Origin of the sequence: Rhizobium sp. C104, assembly GCF_022354505.1 — a bacterium.
Classification (GTDB): Bacteria; Pseudomonadota; Alphaproteobacteria; order Rhizobiales; family Rhizobiaceae; genus Rhizobium; species Rhizobium redzepovicii.
The window spans coordinates 4349841-4366268 of record NZ_CP092348.1 but is presented as its reverse complement, the minus strand read 5'-3'; the positions used below and the strand labels follow the sequence as shown (position 1 = coordinate 4366268).

11 protein-coding genes, 1 tRNA gene and 1 pseudogene are annotated in these 16428 nt (G+C 62.3%); 6 read left to right on the top strand and 7 right to left on the bottom strand.

All coding sequences use genetic code 11. From position 1 onward, the window contains the following. The first annotated feature begins 23 nt into the window (after window positions 1-23). Complete coding sequence (locus MF410_RS22515; protein WP_179867171.1) at window positions 24-1259, top strand: DUF459 domain-containing protein; 1236 nt, start codon at window positions 24-26, stop codon at window positions 1257-1259. Between the two features lie 189 nt (window positions 1260-1448). On the opposite strand, the gene MF410_RS22510 is transcribed toward MF410_RS22515, so the two are convergent. Both MF410_RS22510 and gltB read right to left on the bottom strand, forming a co-directional pair. Next, complete coding sequence (locus MF410_RS22510; protein WP_097628750.1) at window positions 1449-2903, bottom strand: glutamate synthase subunit beta; 1455 nt, start codon at window positions 2901-2903, stop codon at window positions 1449-1451. A gap of 226 nt (window positions 2904-3129) precedes the next feature. Then, window positions 3130-7855 (bottom strand): annotated as a pseudogene (gene gltB / locus MF410_RS22505) (glutamate synthase large subunit). A 537-nt stretch (window positions 7856-8392) separates the two neighbouring features. On the opposite strand from gltB, the gene MF410_RS22500 reads away from it, so the two are divergent. After that, entirely contained in the window at window positions 8393-9445 is a 1053-nt protein-coding gene (locus MF410_RS22500; RefSeq protein ID WP_003585809.1) for a low specificity L-threonine aldolase, read from the top strand. Window positions 9446-9491: 46 nt separating this feature from the next. Here MF410_RS22500 and MF410_RS22495 read toward each other — a convergent pair whose 3' ends face one another. Continuing rightward, on the bottom strand, window positions 9492-10346 hold the full coding sequence (locus MF410_RS22495) for a LysR substrate-binding domain-containing protein (RefSeq protein WP_097628749.1): 855 nt from the start codon (window positions 10344-10346) through the stop codon (window positions 9492-9494). A gap of 89 nt (window positions 10347-10435) precedes the next feature. On the opposite strand from MF410_RS22495, the gene MF410_RS22490 reads away from it, so the two are divergent. Further along, window positions 10436-11440 carry a bile acid:sodium symporter family protein gene (locus MF410_RS22490; RefSeq protein ID WP_131711051.1) on the top strand — a complete coding sequence of 335 codons (1005 nt, stop codon included), beginning with the start codon at window positions 10436-10438 and terminating at the stop codon, window positions 11438-11440. Window positions 11441-11504: 64 nt separating this feature from the next. Here the strand turns inward: MF410_RS22490 and MF410_RS22485 are convergent, their stop codons facing one another. After that, the gene (locus MF410_RS22485; protein ID WP_037073833.1) at window positions 11505-11975 is read right to left on the bottom strand and encodes an Hsp20 family protein; all 471 of its coding nucleotides are present in this window, start codon (window positions 11973-11975) and stop codon (window positions 11505-11507) included. A gap of 424 nt (window positions 11976-12399) precedes the next feature. Between MF410_RS22485 and MF410_RS22480 the strand changes: the two genes are divergently transcribed. Continuing rightward, window positions 12400-13374, top strand: coding sequence for an alpha/beta hydrolase (locus tag MF410_RS22480; RefSeq protein WP_097628798.1), 975 nt, complete (start codon window positions 12400-12402; stop codon window positions 13372-13374). Between the two features lie 25 nt (window positions 13375-13399). Here MF410_RS22480 and hisN read toward each other — a convergent pair whose 3' ends face one another. Further along, the gene (hisN, locus tag MF410_RS22475; protein ID WP_097628747.1) at window positions 13400-14173 is read right to left on the bottom strand and encodes a histidinol-phosphatase; all 774 of its coding nucleotides are present in this window, start codon (window positions 14171-14173) and stop codon (window positions 13400-13402) included. Window positions 14174-14440: 267 nt separating this feature from the next. Next, entirely contained in the window at window positions 14441-15322 is an 882-nt protein-coding gene (locus MF410_RS22470; RefSeq protein ID WP_003585818.1) for an N-formylglutamate amidohydrolase, read from the bottom strand. Between the two features lie 186 nt (window positions 15323-15508). On the opposite strand from MF410_RS22470, the gene cpdR1 reads away from it, so the two are divergent. Both cpdR1 and MF410_RS22460 read left to right on the top strand, forming a co-directional pair. Next, the gene (cpdR1, locus tag MF410_RS22465) at window positions 15509-15871 is read left to right on the top strand and encodes a response regulator CpdR1 (RefSeq protein ID WP_003542883.1); all 363 of its coding nucleotides are present in this window, start codon (window positions 15509-15511) and stop codon (window positions 15869-15871) included. A gap of 84 nt (window positions 15872-15955) precedes the next feature. Further along, window positions 15956-16030, top strand: a tRNA-Val gene (locus MF410_RS22460). Here MF410_RS22460 and MF410_RS22455 read toward each other — a convergent pair. Beyond that, a complete protein-coding gene (locus tag MF410_RS22455; protein ID WP_131711052.1) occupies window positions 16019-16405 on the bottom strand; it encodes a hypothetical protein in 387 nt (128 codons plus the stop codon). The two genes, MF410_RS22460 and MF410_RS22455, sit on opposite strands and share 12 nt — an antisense overlap. Between the last annotated feature and the right edge of the window lie 23 nt (window positions 16406-16428).

Sequence of the window (16428 nt, the reverse complement as noted above, 5' to 3'; positions counted from 1 at the left end):
CGCTGGCCTGTCCTGCGTGCAAGATGCCGGCAGATGCGGAACTGCCCATGACGAAGAAAACTGACCGGACCCCAATCCGTTGGATCGCGCTCGCCCTGGCGGCGGTTTCGCTATGCCTTGGCGCGCTTGCGCCAGTGCATATGGCGGAAGCCCAGGAGCAGCGCTACCAGCGCCGCTCGATCCTCGATTTCTTCCTCGGCCGGCGCTACCTCGACGACGGGCCGCAGGCGCCTGATGTCCCGCAGCCGAGGCGCCAGCAACGCAAGCGCCCGCCGCCGCAGAAAGCCATCGTCAACACCCGCACCGCGCCGCCGATCCGCGCGCCCGTGCAGGAGGAGCCGGTCGTGCAAAAGCTCAGCGACGCCAAGAAGATCCTGATCGTCGGCGATTTCCTGGCCAGCGGCCTCGGCGACGGCCTGACTGCGGCCTTCGAGACTTCGCCGGGGGTCGTCGTCGAAGCCCGCGGCAACGTCTCATCCGGTCTTGTCCGCGACGATTATTACGACTGGCCGGAACAGCTGCCGGCGATGATCGACGAGCTGAAGCCAGCCATGGTCGTCGTCATGATCGGCGCCAACGACCGCCAACAGATGGTGACCGATACCGCCAAGGAGAAGTTCCGCACCGACGGCTGGTTTAGCGAATACCGCCGCCGCGTCCTTTCCTTCGGCAAAGAAGTTACCGACCGCAAGATCCCGCTGCTCTGGGTCGGTCTTCCCGCCTTCGAATCCGATCAGATGACGGCCGATGCCGTCCAGATGAACCAGCTTTACCGCAACCAGGTCGAAAGCATCGGTGGCGAATTCGTCGATATCTGGGATGGTTTCGTCGATGAAAACAGCAACTTCATCGTCACCGGCTCGGATGTGAACGGCCAGCAGGTGCGCCTGCGCACCTCCGATGGCATCAACCTGACGCAGGCCGGCCGGCGCAAGCTCGCCTTCTATGTCGAAAAGCCTGCCCGCCGCATTCTCGGCACCCAGGCAAGCCCGGATTTGGTCCGCCTGGACGAAAGCAATCTGCCGGGCCTCGGCCTTCCCACCAATCCGGTCGAACACACCGTGCCGATCAGCCTCTCGGATCCCAATCTCGACGGCGGCGCCGAGCTTCTCGGCGCGAGGCCCCCGCCAATTACTTTGACCAGGTCGCCCCGCGACCTCCTGGTCGAGCAGGGCGAAATGACGCCCGCGCCGCCCGGCCGCGTCGACGATTACCGCCTGCCTGCGGCAAAGACGCCGGCTGAAGTCTCGGTGAAATGAAAAGTCGGCGCGGCAGCCTTCCGCACCGTTCCGTTTGCGTCACCGCCACCTGCGGCCAGCTTCCCAGCATTGCTTAGAGGCTTGCGTCGGATACCGGCGCGTCAAGCGGTGGCACCCAGAGCCTTTTCCCAATAAAAAACTCCGCCGGAAGGGCGGAGTTTTCTCTCGGGATCTCTATGCGGCCTGCAGTCAGTTCGGCAGAACAGTTGAGCCCATCAAGGCCTCGTCGATGGCCCGCGCCGCCTGGCGGCCTTCGCGGATTGCCCAGACCACCAGCGACTGGCCGCGGCGCACGTCGCCCGCCGTCCAGAACTTGTCGACCGACGTCTTGTAGTCGCGGTCGTTGGCGACGACATTGGTCGAGCCGCGTTTGTCGGTGTTGAGCGTCAGCTTTCCTGCGAGTTCCTTCAGCACGCTTGTTGTGAACGGGCCGCGGAAACCGATGGCGATGAAGGCCAGATCGGCGCGGATGATGAATTCCGTGCCCGGAACCGGCCGCCGGCGCTCGTCGACCTCGCAACACTTGACCCCGGTCAGCACGCCGTCTTCGCCGACGAATTCGAGTGTTGCCACTTGGAACTCGCGCACGGCGCCTTCGGCTTGCGAGGAAGAGGTGCGCATCTTCGTCGCCCAGAAGGGCCAGACGGCGAGCTTGTCTTCCTTCTCAGGCGGCTGCGGCCGGATGTCGAGCTGGGTGACCTTGACGGCGCCCTGGCGAAACGCCGTGCCGACGCAGTCCGAAGCCGTGTCGCCACCGCCGACGACGACGATATGTTTGGCGCCTGCAAGGATCGGGTCCGACGGCCAGCCGACGCTGTCGATGTTCTCGCGCCCGACACGGCGGTTCTGCTGCACCAGATAGGGCATGGCATCATGCACACCGGCAAGATCCGTGCCCGGAATGCCCGCTTCGCGCGGTGTCTCGGAGCCGCCGCAATAAAGGACGGCGTCGTGATCGGCGAGCAGTTGCTCGACCATGACGTCGACGCCGACATTGGCGCCGCAATGGAAGGTGACCCCCTCGCCCTTCATCTGCTCGACGCGGCGGTCGATGAAGTTCTTCTCCATCTTGAAGTCGGGAATGCCATAGCGCAGCAGGCCGCCCGGCTTGGTCTCGCGCTCATAGACATGCACCTCGTGGCCGGCGCGGCCGAGTTGCTGGGCAGCCGCCATGCCGGCGGGGCCGGAGCCGATCACCGCAACCTTCTTGCCGGTATGAACCGTGGCCGGCTGCGGCCGGATGAAGCCGAGCTCATAGGCCTTGTCGGCGATCGCCTGTTCGACCGTCTTGATGGCAACAGGCGCATCTTCGAGGTTCAAAGTGCAGGCTTCCTCGCAGGGCGCCGGGCAGACGCGGCCGGTGAACTCCGGGAAGTTGTTGGTCGAATGCAGGTTCTGGATCGCCGCTTCCCAGTTGTTGTTGTAGACAAGGTCGTTCCAGTCGGGGATCTGGTTGTGCACAGGGCAGCCCGTCGGGCCGTGACAATAGGGGATGCCACAGTCCATGCAGCGCGCGGCCTGTTTCTGCACTTCCGGGTCCGACATCGGGATCGTGAACTCACGGAAATGGCGGATACGATCCGACGCCGGCTGGTACTTCGCCACTTGCCGGTCGATTTCCAGAAACCCTGTTACCTTACCCATATCTTCGTCCCTTACCCTCATGACCGCCTCATCCGCGGCCAATTGTCTGTCGTCAGTCCCGGCATTCCGGGCGGGTTGCTTCTCTTGACCGTCATTGGAACATATCCCCTGAAACTTCCGGGCGATCTCGACGGCCATCGGCCATCGGCGTGATCGTCACGGATCATCGAGACGTTTCCGATATTCGCCACCTGCAATCAGCACGTGGCGAATATCCCGGTGCAATTCACTCGGCAGCGATGCCCATCCGGCTGCGCTCCATTTCCTCGAGCGCACGACGGTATTCGACCGGCATGACCTTACGGAACTTCGGGCGGTAGTCGGCCCAGCTGTCGAGGATCTGCTTGGCGCGGGTGGAGCCCGTATAGTGCAGATGGTTGGAGATCAGCTGGTAAAGGCGCTCCTCGTCATGGCGGGTCATGTCGCCCGAGACGTCGACGCGTCCCTTGTGCATGAGATCGCCGCCGTGATGATGCAGCTTCTCCAGCATGTCGTCCTCCTCCGGCACCGGCTCGAGTTCGACCATCGCCATATTGCAGCGGCTGGCGAAATCGCCGGTTTCGTCGAGCACATAGGCGACACCGCCGGACATGCCGGCTGCGAAGTTGCGGCCGGTCGCGCCGAGCACAACGACGACGCCGCCGGTCATGTATTCGCAGCCATGGTCGCCGACACCTTCGACAATGGCGATCGCTCCCGAGTTGCGGACGGCGAACCGTTCGCCCGCCACGCCGCGGAAGTAGCATTCGCCCTCGGTCGCGCCGTAAAGCACGGTGTTGCCGACGATGATCGAGTTCTCGGCGACGATCCGCGAATTTTCCGGCGGCCGGATGATGATCTTGCCGCCCGAAAGCCCCTTGCCGACATAGTCGTTGCCATCGCCGATCAGGTTGAAGGTGATGCCGCGCGCCAGGAAGGCGCCGAAGCTCTGACCCGCCGTGCCGCGCAGCGTCACATTGATCGTGTCTTCCTTCAGCCCGCGATGGCGGTAACGCTTGGCGACCTCGCCGGACAGCATCGCACCTGCCGAACGGTCGACGTTCTTGATGCCGACCTCGAAGGCGACGGGCGTCTTGTCGGTCAGCGCCGGCTCAGCCTGCGCAATCAGCGCGCGGTCGAGAATATCGTCGATCGGGTGCTGCTGCCGGCTCGTCCAGAAAGTCTCTTCCTTGGCGGCATCGACCTTGTGGAAGATGCGGCTGAAGTCTAGCCCCTTGGCCTTCCAATGCGCCAGCATCTCGTCCTTCTCCAGCAGCTCTCGAGGCACCGATGATCTCGTCGAGCCGGGTGACCCCGAGCGAGGCGAGAATTTCGCGCACTTCGTTGGCAACGAAGAAGAAGTAGTTGATGACATGCTCCGGCGTGCCCTTGAAGCGCTTGCGCAGCACCGGATCCTGGGTCGCCACGCCGACCGGACAGGTGTTGAGATGGCACTTGCGCATCATGATGCAGCCGGCGGCGATCAGCGGCGCGGTGGCGAAGCCGAATTCGTCGGCGCCGAGCAGCGCCCCGATGATGACATCGCGGCCGGTCTTCAGGCCGCCGTCCACCTGCAGTGCAATACGCGACCGCAGGCCGTTCAGCACCAGCGTCTGCTGGGTTTCGGCAAGGCCGATCTCCCAGGGGCTGCCGGCATGCTTGAGCGAGGTCAGCGGCGACGCACCCGTGCCGCCGTCGAAGCCGGCGACCGTAATATGGTCTGCGCGCGCCTTGGCGACGCCGGCGGCAACCGTGCCGACGCCGACTTCGGAGACCAGCTTGACCGAGACATCGGAGGTCGGGTTGACGTTCTTCAGATCGTAGATCAGCTGCGCCAGATCCTCGATCGAATAGATATCGTGGTGCGGCGGCGGCGAGATCAGGCCGACGCCCGGCGTCGAGTGACGGGTCTTGGCGACCGTCGCATCGACCTTGTGACCGGGCAGCTGGCCGCCTTCGCCGGGCTTGGCGCCCTGCGCCACCTTGATCTGCAGCACGTCGGCGTTGACCAGGTATTCGGTCGTGACGCCGAAGCGGCCCGACGCGATCTGCTTGATTGCCGATCGTTCCGGGTTGCTCGAACCATCGGAGAGCGGCATGTAGCGGTCGGATTCCTCGCCGCCCTCGCCGGTGTTCGACTTGCCGCCGATCCGGTTCATGGCAATCGCCAGCGTCGTATGCGCCTCGCGGGAGATCGAGCCGAAGGACATCGCCCCGGTCGAGAAGCGCTTGACGATATCGGCCGCCGGCTCGACCTCGTCGATCGACACCGGCTTGCGGCCGAGCGCCTCGGCGCTCTTGATGTTGAATAGCCCGCGGATCGTGTTCATCCGCAGCGCCGAATCGTTGACCATCTCGGAGAATTCGCGGTAGCGGTCCTCGGCATTGCCGCGCACGGCATGCTGCAGGGCGGCAACCGCATCCGGCGTCCAGGCATGGCTTTCGCCGCGCATGCGGTAGGCGTATTCGCCGCCGATATCGAGCGTCGTCGCCAGCAGCGGATCGGTGCCGAAGGCTGCGTTATGGCGCGCGACGGTCTCTTCGGCGATCGCCTCAAGGCCGATGCCTTCGATCATCGTCGCGGTGCCGAAGAAATACTTGTCGACAAGTTCCGACGACAGGCCGATCGCATCGAAGATTTGCGCGCCGCAATAGGACTGATAGGTCGAAATGCCCATCTTCGACATGACCTTGAGGATGCCTTTGCCGACCGCCTTGATGTAGCGGTAGACGACCTCGGAAGCATCCACTTCCTTCGGGAACTCACCCTTGGCATGCATATCGAGCAGCGTGTCGAAGGCAAGATAGGGGTTGATCGCTTCGGCGCCGTAGCCGGCGAGCAGGCAGAAATGATGCACTTCACGCGGTTCGCCGGTCTCGACGACGAGACCGACCGAGGTGCGAAGCCCCTTTCGGATCAGGTGATGGTGCACGGCCGCCGTTGCCAGCAGCGCCGGAATGGCAATCCGATCTGGCCCGATCTGGCGGTCGGAGAGCACGATGATGTTGTAGCCGCCCTTGACGGCCGCTTCCGCGCGCTCGCAGAGCCGGTCGAGCATCTCAGGCATGCCCGCCGCGCCGCGCTCGATGTCATAGGTGAAATCGAGCGTCTTGGTGTCGAAACGGTCCTCGGTATGGCCGATCGAGCGAATCTTTTCGAGGTCGCCATTGGTCAGAATCGGCTGACGCACTTCGAGCCGCTTGGCGTTCGCCATGCCTTCGTGGTCGAGAATATTCGGCCGCGGGCCGATGAAGGAGACGAGGCTCATGACCAGTTCCTCGCGGATCGGGTCGATCGGCGGGTTCGTCACCTGCGCGAAGTTCTGCTTGAAATAGGTGTAGAGCAGCTTCGGCTTTTCCGACATCGCCGAGATCGGCGTGTCCGTGCCCATCGAGCCGATCGCCTCCTGGCCCGTCGTCGCCATTGGCGACATCAGGATGCGGGTATCTTCGAGCGTGTAGCCGAAGGCCTGCTGACGGTCGAGCAGCGACACGTCGCGGCGCAGCGCCCGCGGCTCCACCGGCTTCAGTTCTTCGAGGATCAGCTGGGTGCGGCCGAGCCAGCTGCGATAGGGATGCGCCGTCGCAAGCTTCGACTTCACCTCGTCGTCGGAGATGATGCGGCCTTCTTCCATATCGATCAGCAGCATCTTGCCGGGCTGCAGACGCCACTTCTGGATGATCTTCTCCTCCGGAACCGGCAAGACCCCGGCTTCCGACGCCATGATGACACGGTCGTCATCGGTGACGAGGTAGCGCGCCGGCCGCAGGCCGTTGCGGTCGAGCGTCGCGCCGATCTGCTTGCCGTCGGTGAAGGCAACGGCAGCCGGTCCGTCCCAGGGCTCCATCAGCGCGGCGTGATATTCGTAGAAGGCCTTGCGTTCTGGAGCCATCGACTGATTGCCGGCCCAGGCCTCCGGGATCAGCATCATCACGGCATGCGCCATCGAATAACCGCCGCGCACGAGGAATTCGAGCGCATTGTCGAAACAGGCCGTGTCGGACTGTCCTTCATAGGAGATCGGCCAGAGCTTGGAGATATCCTCGCCGAATAGCGGCGAGGAGACCGAGGCCTGGCGCGCCGCCATCCAGTTGACGTTGCCGCGCAGCGTGTTGATTTCGCCGTTGTGGGCGACCATGCGGTAGGGATGCGCGAGCTTCCACGACGGGAAGGTGTTGGTCGAGAAACGCTGGTGCACCAGGGCGACCGCGCTTTCGAAACGCGGGTCCGTCAGATCCTTGTAATAGGCGCCGACCTGATAGGCCAGGAACATGCCCTTGTAGACCACCGTCCCCGACGACAGCGACACCGGATAGAAATTGCTCTCTTCGCCGTCGAACTCGTCATAGATGCGATTGGAGATCACCTTGCGCAGGGTGAACAGCCGACGCTCGAACTCGTCGTTGTTTTCGGCATCCTCGCCGGCGCCGATGAAGACCTGCACGTGATGCGGCTCGGTGGCGGCAATCGCCGGCGCCTTGGACAGCGAGGAATTGTCGACCGGCACGTCACGAAAGCCGATAAGGACCTGGCCTTCCTCGGTGACGACATCCTTGATCACCTTCTTGAAGTGCTCGATCTGCTTTTCATCGCGCGGCATGAAGATGTGGCCGACGCCATATTCGCCGGCCGGCGGCAGGGTGATGCCCTGCGCGGCCATTTCCTCGCGGAAGAACCGGTCGGGGATCTGCACCAGGATGCCGGCGCCGTCGCCCATCAGCGGATCGGCCCCGACGGCGCCGCGATGCGTCAGGTTCTCGAGGATGAACAAGCCGTCCTTGACGATCTGGTGCGACTTCTGGCCCTTCATATGGGCGACGAAGCCGACGCCGCAGGCATCATGTTCGTTGCGCGGGTCGTAAAGACCTTGTTTCTTCGGCAGGCCGGAGGCGGATTTGGACATATTGGCCGTGGCGCGCACATTGGCAGCAGCGAACCGGTCAAATTCCATGGATGGCGTCTTCGTCATCATCTTTCCTCCTGTCGAAGCCCGCGGAGCCGCGGGCGGCTTTTCGTCCTGTGCCGCAACCAAAATAGGTCCGGCGCATGACAGCGCTGTTGCATGGTGAAGATCGGCCGCAGACATCTGCTTATCAAGGAAAGCAAACCGTCGCGTTCCGCGCCTGCCATTCGCCCTCCGCGCAACGCCCTTGAGGCTTGACGCTCGGAAGAACTATAGCGTGAAAAGCCGTCCGTTCCAGGGCTTTCGGCGCCTCTTCGGCCGTTCGGGCCAAAATAGGACAGCAACACTGTCCTAATTCATCTGCTCTATGCCAGAAAGCATTCGGGTCCGCAAGAGCGCGTCCTCAAAAAACGTCATTTTGCGACGGAAGATTACCGGATCGGTCGCCACCGCGAAATAAAATTACGAAAAAGATGATCATTTTGTTTATTGATTGCGTAGTTCAATTTCTGTGATGTGTCATGGGCAACAGCCTTGATCCTGTGAAGCTTTGGCGTAATCTCCGCCTCGGCCCTGTCAAACCCTTCCTTTGCATCGGTTCCCCTCATGTTCTTTGCTTCCGATAACTGGGCCGGCGCCCATAGATCCATTGCCGAACGTCTGCTGGCGGAATCGGCCGGTTTTGCCGCCGCCTATGGCGCCGGCGATCTCGACAAGAAGGTCGAGGCTCGTTTCTCCGAAGTCTTCGAGCGCGAGGTTTCGGTATTCTTCGTCGCCACCGGCACCGCCGCCAACTCACTGTCGCTGGCAAGCGTCCAGCGCCCCGGCGGTATCACCTTCTGCCATTCGGAGGCGCATGTGATCGAGGATGAATGCGGCGCGCCGGAATTTTTCTCCGGCTCCGCCCGCCTCGCCGCCGTCGACGGCGAGGCCGGCAAGATCGATCCGGCCAAGCTTTCCGCAAAAATCGCACACTTTCCGGAGGACGCCCTCCGTCAAGGACGCGCCAGCGCCGTGACCATCACCCAGGCAACCGAGATCGGCACCGTCTATTCCCTTCCCGAGATCGGCGAGATCGCCGCCATAGCAAGGAAACGTAACCTGCCGCTCCACATGGACGGCGCCCGTTTTGCCAACGCGCTGATCGCCCTTGGCGCGACGCCGGCCGAAATGACCTGGAAGCGCGGCGTCGACATGCTGTCCTTCGGCGGCACCAAGAATGGCTGCTGGTGTGCGGAAGCGATCGTCTTCTTCGATCCGGATCGCGCCCGGGAAATGCCCTTCATCCGCAAGCGCGCCGCCCAGCTCTTTTCCAAGTCGCGTTTCATCGCCGCCCAGTTCGATGCCTATTTCGAAAACGGCCTCTGGCTTGATCTCGCCCGTCATTCGAACGGCATGGCCAGCCGCCTGCGCGCCGGTATCGGCGCCAGCAACGCCGCCCGCCTTGCCTGGCCGACCGCTTCCAACGAAGTCTTCGCCGTCGTCAGCAAACATGCGGCAAAAACCGCCGAGGAAAAGGGCGCAAAATTCTACGAGTGGCCGGTCCCGGCGGCAACGCCCGAACTGGTTTCCGAGAACGAAACCCTGATCCGCCTCGTCACCAGCTTCGCGACGACGGAAGCGGACGTGGATGGCTTTCTGAAGTGCCTGGCCGCCTGACCGCCTCCGAGCCTGCCTGCCGCAGGCCTTTCGGCGACGCAGTGGCTCACGCCGACCTCAGCCCTCTCACTTTCTGCAGAATATCGTCCGAAAGGGCGGCGACCAGCGCCTGATCCGCCCCCTTGCGCGGCACCAGCACGAATTCCACGCCCTCCAGCAGCGGAAGCTTTGCCGCAGCGATCTCTTTCAGCCCCGAAGGCGCCATGCTGCGCGGCTGCACCAGCACGCCCATCCCGGCCCGCGCCGCCGCCGTCAGCCCGCTGAGGCTCCCACAGGTGCAGACGATCCGCCACGCCACGCCGTTTCGCGCCAGCGCTTCCAGCGCGATCGCCCGTGTGACGCTCGGCGGCGGAAAGGCGATCAGCGGCAAAGGGCCGGAGGCCAGCACACGTTCAGGATCGCGCGCCAGCCAGACGAGCGGTTCGCGATAGACCAGTTTTCCACGGGCATCGCCGAGCCGGCGCTTGGCGAGCACCAGATCGATTTCGCCATTGTCCTGCATCTCGTAGAGGACGCCGGATAGCGCCACCGTCAGTTCCAGATCGACGGAGGGATGCGACCGAACGAAATCCTCCAGCACGGCCGGCAGCTGGCTGGTGACGAAATCCTCCGACACGCCGAGCCGCAGGCGGCCGCGCAGGCTGTTGCCCCGAAACAGCGACTGCACCTGCCCTTCGATCGAAAGCATGCTGCGCGCATGCGACAGCAGTGCCTCGCCATCGCCTGTTAAAATGACCTTATGCGTGTCACGTGCCAGGAGCTTGCGGCCGAGTGCCGCCTCCAGGCGCTGGATGTGCTGGCTGACCGTAGACTGGCCGAGACCGAGCCTTTCCGCAGCCAGCGTGAAGCTGCTCATCTGTTCGACGGCGACGAAACTGCGCAGTTGCGAAAGGTCCAGCATGATCCAGCTTCTTGATAACTGTTATTTCTTGCATCGTGGATCATAATGGACGACAAAACAATGACTATCTGTCACGCCGCGAGACCGCCATGCGCCGCTTTTTGCCTGATACGTTTACGACCCTGCTGGTCTGCACCGTCATTCTCGCCTCGCTATTTCCGGCGAGCGGCACATTCGCAGGTTATTTCGGCATCGCCACCGATCTTGCCATCGCCGCCCTGTTCTTTCTGCACGGCGCCCGCCTTTCGCGTGATGTCGTCATAGCAGGCCTGTTGCACTGGCGCCTGCATCTCGTCATCCTGCTGACCACCTTCGGCATCTTCCCCTTGCTTGGTCTCGGCCTCGGCTTCATCCCCGACACGATCCTGCCGCAGCCGCTCTACCTCGGCATTCTCTTCCTCTGCGTGCTGCCGTCGACGGTGCAGTCGTCGATCGCCTTCACCTCGATGGCCGGCGGCAATGTGCCTGCTGCCATCTGCTCCGCCTCGGCCTCCAACATTTTCGGCATGTTCCTGACGCCGCTGCTGGTCGGCCTGCTCTTTTCCGTCGGCGGCCATGGCGGCTTTTCCTTCGACGCATTGCAGCAGATCCTGTTGCAGCTGCTTGCCCCCTTCATCGTCGGTCAAATCCTGCAGCCCTGGATCGGCGACTGGATTCGCGCCAAGAAGAAGATTTTGATGCCCGTCGACCGCGGCTCGATCCTGATGGTGGTCTATCTCGCCTTCTCGACGGCGGTGGTGGAGGGCCTGTGGCACACCTTCTCGATCACCGACATCGCCGTCGTCATTATCGCCGATATGGTTCTCCTCGGAATCGTGCTGGTGCTGACAATGTTCAGCAGCCGCCGGCTCGGCTTCAACAAGGCCGACGAGATCACCATCACCTTCTGCGGCTCGAAGAAGAGCCTTGCAAGCGGTGTGCCGATGGCAAACGTCATCTTTTCAGGCCAGTCGATCGGCGCGATCGTGCTGCCACTGATGCTCTTCCATCAGATCCAACTGATGGTCTGCGCCCTCATCGCCCAGAAATACGCCGCCGCCGCGGCCCGCCGCGCAACGGAAAAGGAAATAGACGAAGCCGCCAGTCCGGCCTGAACCTATTGCCGCAATAAAAAACGGCGCCCCGATCGGAGCGCCGTTTTTTTCTTAACGGATGTGATTAGCCGTTGATGACTTGCGCTTCGATGGCCTTCGGAGCCTCGACCGGCTCTGCGGCAATCGCAATCTTGCGGGGCTTCATGGCCTCGGGAATGTTGCGCAGAAGGTCGATATGCAGCAGGCCGTTCTTCAGCGAAGCGGCAGTCACCTCGACATGGTCGGCAAGCTGGAAGCGGCGCTCGAAGGCGCGCTTGGCGATGCCGCGATAGAGGAATTCGCCATTTTCGGCAGGTTCCTCGGCCTTTTCACCCTTCACGGACAGCACATGGGCGTGGGCTTCGATCGAAAGTTCGGTCTCGTCGAAACCGGCAACCGCCATGGTGATCCGATAGGTGTTTTCACCGGTGCGCTCGATATTATAGGGCGGATAGGTCTGGGCCTGCTCCGGCTGGGCGAGGCTGTCGAGCATGGTGAAGAGCCGGTCGAAACCGACGGTCGAGCGATAGAGCGGAGAGAAGTCTACGTGACGCATGATGTCCTCCTGTGGAAGCGACGTGTTGCGATAAAATGCCCCTGAAACCCCATCTTTGGCGGTCTCGGGACGGTTGCGCGGGCCCTCTTCGGCACCCGCAAAAAGGAGATGGTGATGGGATTTGACGAGTTCAAGACCCTCCCGAAATTGCCCGGCCGGCCCGTGAACCCCGCATGAACGGCCGGTTCGGAGCGCATTCAGGCGCCGGCGCCTAGAGATCGCAGCGTCGGGTGAATCTGGTCCCGATGGCTGAAGTGCATCGTCCCTTCTTCTTCAGCCTCAAACTCGGCCGGCTGTGAGCACCCTCATGCTCCTGCCGGCCCTTTTCGCGCTTTGCAGACTTGCGGACGCCGCCGCTTTCCAAGCCGGGTGCCATGCGTTATCCCTGATGCGAAGCACTCAGCAGCGGCGCATTGGCAAAGTCATGGATCAGGTTCTCTATTCGACGCCCGACAATCCCGCCCCGGAAAACCGCACGGAAGGGTTCTTCGAAACCCATGACGGCCACCGGCTGCGTTATGCCGTTTTTCGCTCCGGCGCCCAGGTCGCCAAGGGCACGGTCGTCATCCTGCACGGCCGCAACGAATATATTGAGAAATATTTCGAGACGATCCGCGACCTGACGGCCAAAGGTCTCTGGGTCGCCACCTTCGATATGCGCGGCCAGGGCGGTTCTGGACGGCTCCTGAAGCGGCGCAACCACGGCCACATCCGCCGCTTCGGCGATTACGAACGTGATCTCGACACCTTCCTCGAAAAGGTGGTGCTGCCGGATACCCGCCTGCCCTTCTACCTGCTCGCTCATTCCACAGGCGGGTTGATCGCGCTCTCGGCCGCGCCCTATCTCAACACCCGTATCGATCGCATGGTGCTGTCGGCGCCCTTTATCGGCCTGACCGGCCAGTCGGCCTCGCCCCGCGTCATCCGCGCCCTGGCCGGCGCGTTGACGGCAATCGGTCTTGGTTCCTTGCCGCTGACCTCGAAGCTGAAGGAACCGGATTTCCGCGACAACCCGCTGACCTCGGACGAAACCCGCTTTGAGCGCAATGTCGCGATGATGAAGGCGCATCCCGAGCTGACGCTCGGGCCGCCGACGGCCCGCTGGCTGACCGAGGCTTTCCGCACGATGGACCGGGTCACCTCGCCCTACCATCTCTTCTCCATCACCATCCCGACCATCGTCATCGCTCCGACGCGTGACGGTGTCGTGCCCTACACAGCGCAGGAGCGGCTCTCGCGTTATTTCCGCGCCGGCCAGCTGATCCCGATCAACGGCGCCCGCCACGAGATTCTCCAGGAACGGGATACCTACCGCGCGGCCGCCCTTGCCGCCTTCCACGCCTTCATTCCCGGCAGTGACGCCGAGGAAAACCAGGATGTCGCCGCCCTCGGCACATGAATGGGTTTAGCCCTGCGGATCCGGATCAACGCTGCAGGATGGCGATCGCCTGCTCGTAGACGGCCCGGCTGCCGGCGGCGATGATCGAGCCGCCGTTCTCAGGCCGCCCGCCGTCCCAGGTGGTGATGATGCCGCCCGCCCCTTCGATGACCGGAATGATACCGCCGACGTCATAGGGCTTCAGACTGTTTTCGATGACGAGATCGATATGGCCGGCGGCAAGCAGCGCATAGGCATAGCAGTCGCATCCATAGCGGAAGAGCCGCACCTGGCCCTCGATCTCCCGGTATTTTTCCATCTCCGTGCCGGCGAAGAGATGCGGCGAGGTGGTGAACAGGATGGCGTTCGAAAGCGTCTCGCACTGGCGCGTCGTCAGCCGCCGTTCGCCCTCCGGCCCGCTATAGATCGAACCATTCTGATCGGCGAAATAACGCTCGCCGGTAAAGGGCTGTTCGATCATGCCCATGATCGCTCGGCCCTCTTTCTGCAGACCGATCAGCGTCCCCCACACCGGCAGGCCTGATATGAAGGCGCGCGTGCCGTCGATCGGATCGATCACCCAGACATAGTCGCGGTCGAGCCCGATATTACCGTGCTCCTCGCCGAGAATGCCATGGTCGGGAAAACTCTCTTCGATCAGGGCCCGGATGGCAAGTTCGGCCGCCCGGTCACCCTCCGTCACCGGATCGAATCCGGAGGAAAGCTTGTTGGTGACGTCGAGGCCCGAGCGGAAACGCGGCAGCGTCTCGGCCTTGGCGGCCTCCGCCAGACGGTTGAAGAACGAGCGGTCAGGAAGCATGGTCGATCCGTTTGCTGGCGGGCGTGGTGCTTTCATAGCGAAAAGCAGCGGGAATGCAAACGGGAGCCGTTCGGCCGAACTGCCCAAAGATATCGCAGCGCAATATATTGCTTGACATTTGTGCAACGCAATAGTAGTCTCCTTCGTACAGTCTTATGACTGTAAATACCCTCCTTGGGTGTTTCCTCCCTAGACTTAGCCGCGCTTACAAGCGCGGTTTTTTTGGCGGCGAAGACCGGCCGGATAATGTCGGTGAAATCGACTGAGCTATTCGGCGGCCAGCGCCCGATCGCCGGCGAATTTCTCGACATAATCCGCCATCTGCTGCATGAAACCCGTGACCGCCTCGGCCACCGCGGCGAAGTCAGCGCGTTTTTCCAGCGTCACCTCGTCGACATAGATCGCCCGGTTCACTTCGATCTGCAGCGCATGCAGCCCGCGCGAGGGCCGGCCGTAATGTTCGGTGATGAAGCCGCCGGCATAGGGCTTGTTGCGGATTGCCGCGAAACCCATTTCCTCGAGGATGGCGATGGCGGCGCGCGAAAGTTCAGCCGATGCACTGGTGCCGTAGCGATCGCCGATGATGAAATCGGGCCGTGCGGTATAGCCGGCGACACGCACATTGCCGGGCATCGAGTGGCAGTCGATCAGCACGCCGAAGCCGAACTGCACATGCGTCCGCGCGATCAGCCGCCGTAGCGTCGCATGATAGGGCTTGTAGACCGCTTCGACCCGGTCGAGCCCCTCCTGCACCGGCAGCCGCCGCGCATAGATCTCCATGTTCTCGGCGACGATACGCGGAATGGTGCCGAGCCCGCCGGCGACCCGCAGCGAATTGACATTGGCATAGGGCGGCAGTAGCCCGTCGAACATCCGCGGGTCGAGCTCGTAGGGCTCGCGATTGACGTCGAGATAGGCGCGCGGAAAGTTGGCGGCGAGAAGCGGTGCGCCGAGTGCCACGGCCGAGCCGAAGAGCTCGTCGACATAATGATCCTCGGAACGGCGGATGGCGATGCCCTCGAGCCTGGACTGGGCGATAAATTCCGGTGGATAAATACGGCCGCTATGCGGGGAGTTGTAGACGAAGGGAATGGTCTGCGACACGGGCTCATGAACCTCAAAAAGCTCGTATTCGCGTATCTCCGGCACTTTCGGCCCTCTTTACCATGTCATGAACTGGCTGCTGTGCCCATGTTGCCAGTTGCCCGGCCCCAAGTCCATACTATGTAGGAGGGATGCGGCCGCGCACAGGCAATTCACCGGTTGTTTACCGGGTCAAGACTAGTGTAAACGCTTGGCAGCCCACCAAAACTTATTGATCAGCGGTCTGGATTGATGACTCAGAAGATACTTCTCGCAGAAGACGACAACGACATGCGCCGCTTCCTGGTGAAAGCGCTCGAAAAGGCCGGTTACAAGGTCCTTTCCTATGACAATGGCGCCAGCGCCTACGACCGGCTGCGCGAGGAGCCGTTTTCCCTGCTGCTGACCGATATCGTCATGCCCGAGATGGACGGCATCGAGCTGGCGCGCCGCGCCACCGAACTCGACCCCGACCTGAAGGTGATGTTCATCACCGGCTTTGCGGCCGTGGCGCTGAACCCTGATTCGAAGGCGCCGAAGGATGCCAAGGTCCTTTCTAAGCCTTTCCACCTGCGCGATCTCGTCGACGAGGTCAACAAAATGCTTGCCGCATAAGGCTTGCCGGGTGGCGTGTCACAAAACTGAAAAAAGCCTATTGACGGCTCCGAAGGTTTTGTGATCTATGCGCCGCCATCGGATGGGCGTGTAGCTCAGCGGGAGAGCACTACGTTGACATCGTAGGGGTCACAGGTTCAATCCCTGTCACGCCCACCATCCGATCTCCTTGCCCCACGAGGGGTTTTCGCCAAACCGCTGATTGGTGAATTGTTCCCGGTTATCTTCTTTACCACTGCCGATGCCGGATCTTCGTCGCTTCTGGCGCATGCGACATAGCGTCGATCGCTGGTCCGCTGCCAGTGAGACTTTGAGCCCGACATCCGCACGTCCGCACAAAGCGCGCTGGTCAGGTTGAGCCGATTCACGCAGATTGCGATTATCTGCGCTCGCATATGAGAACGCGCTCATTCGAGCATCAATTGCATACCACTCACGAGCCCTCAGCCCTTCGTTGTTTGTGACGGACAGATGACGAGTTTGTGACAAAACGCGTGTTATTTCAGCAACATAACCATGCCGGCCTGCTGTCATGATTGATATCGTTGTTGCGGCGC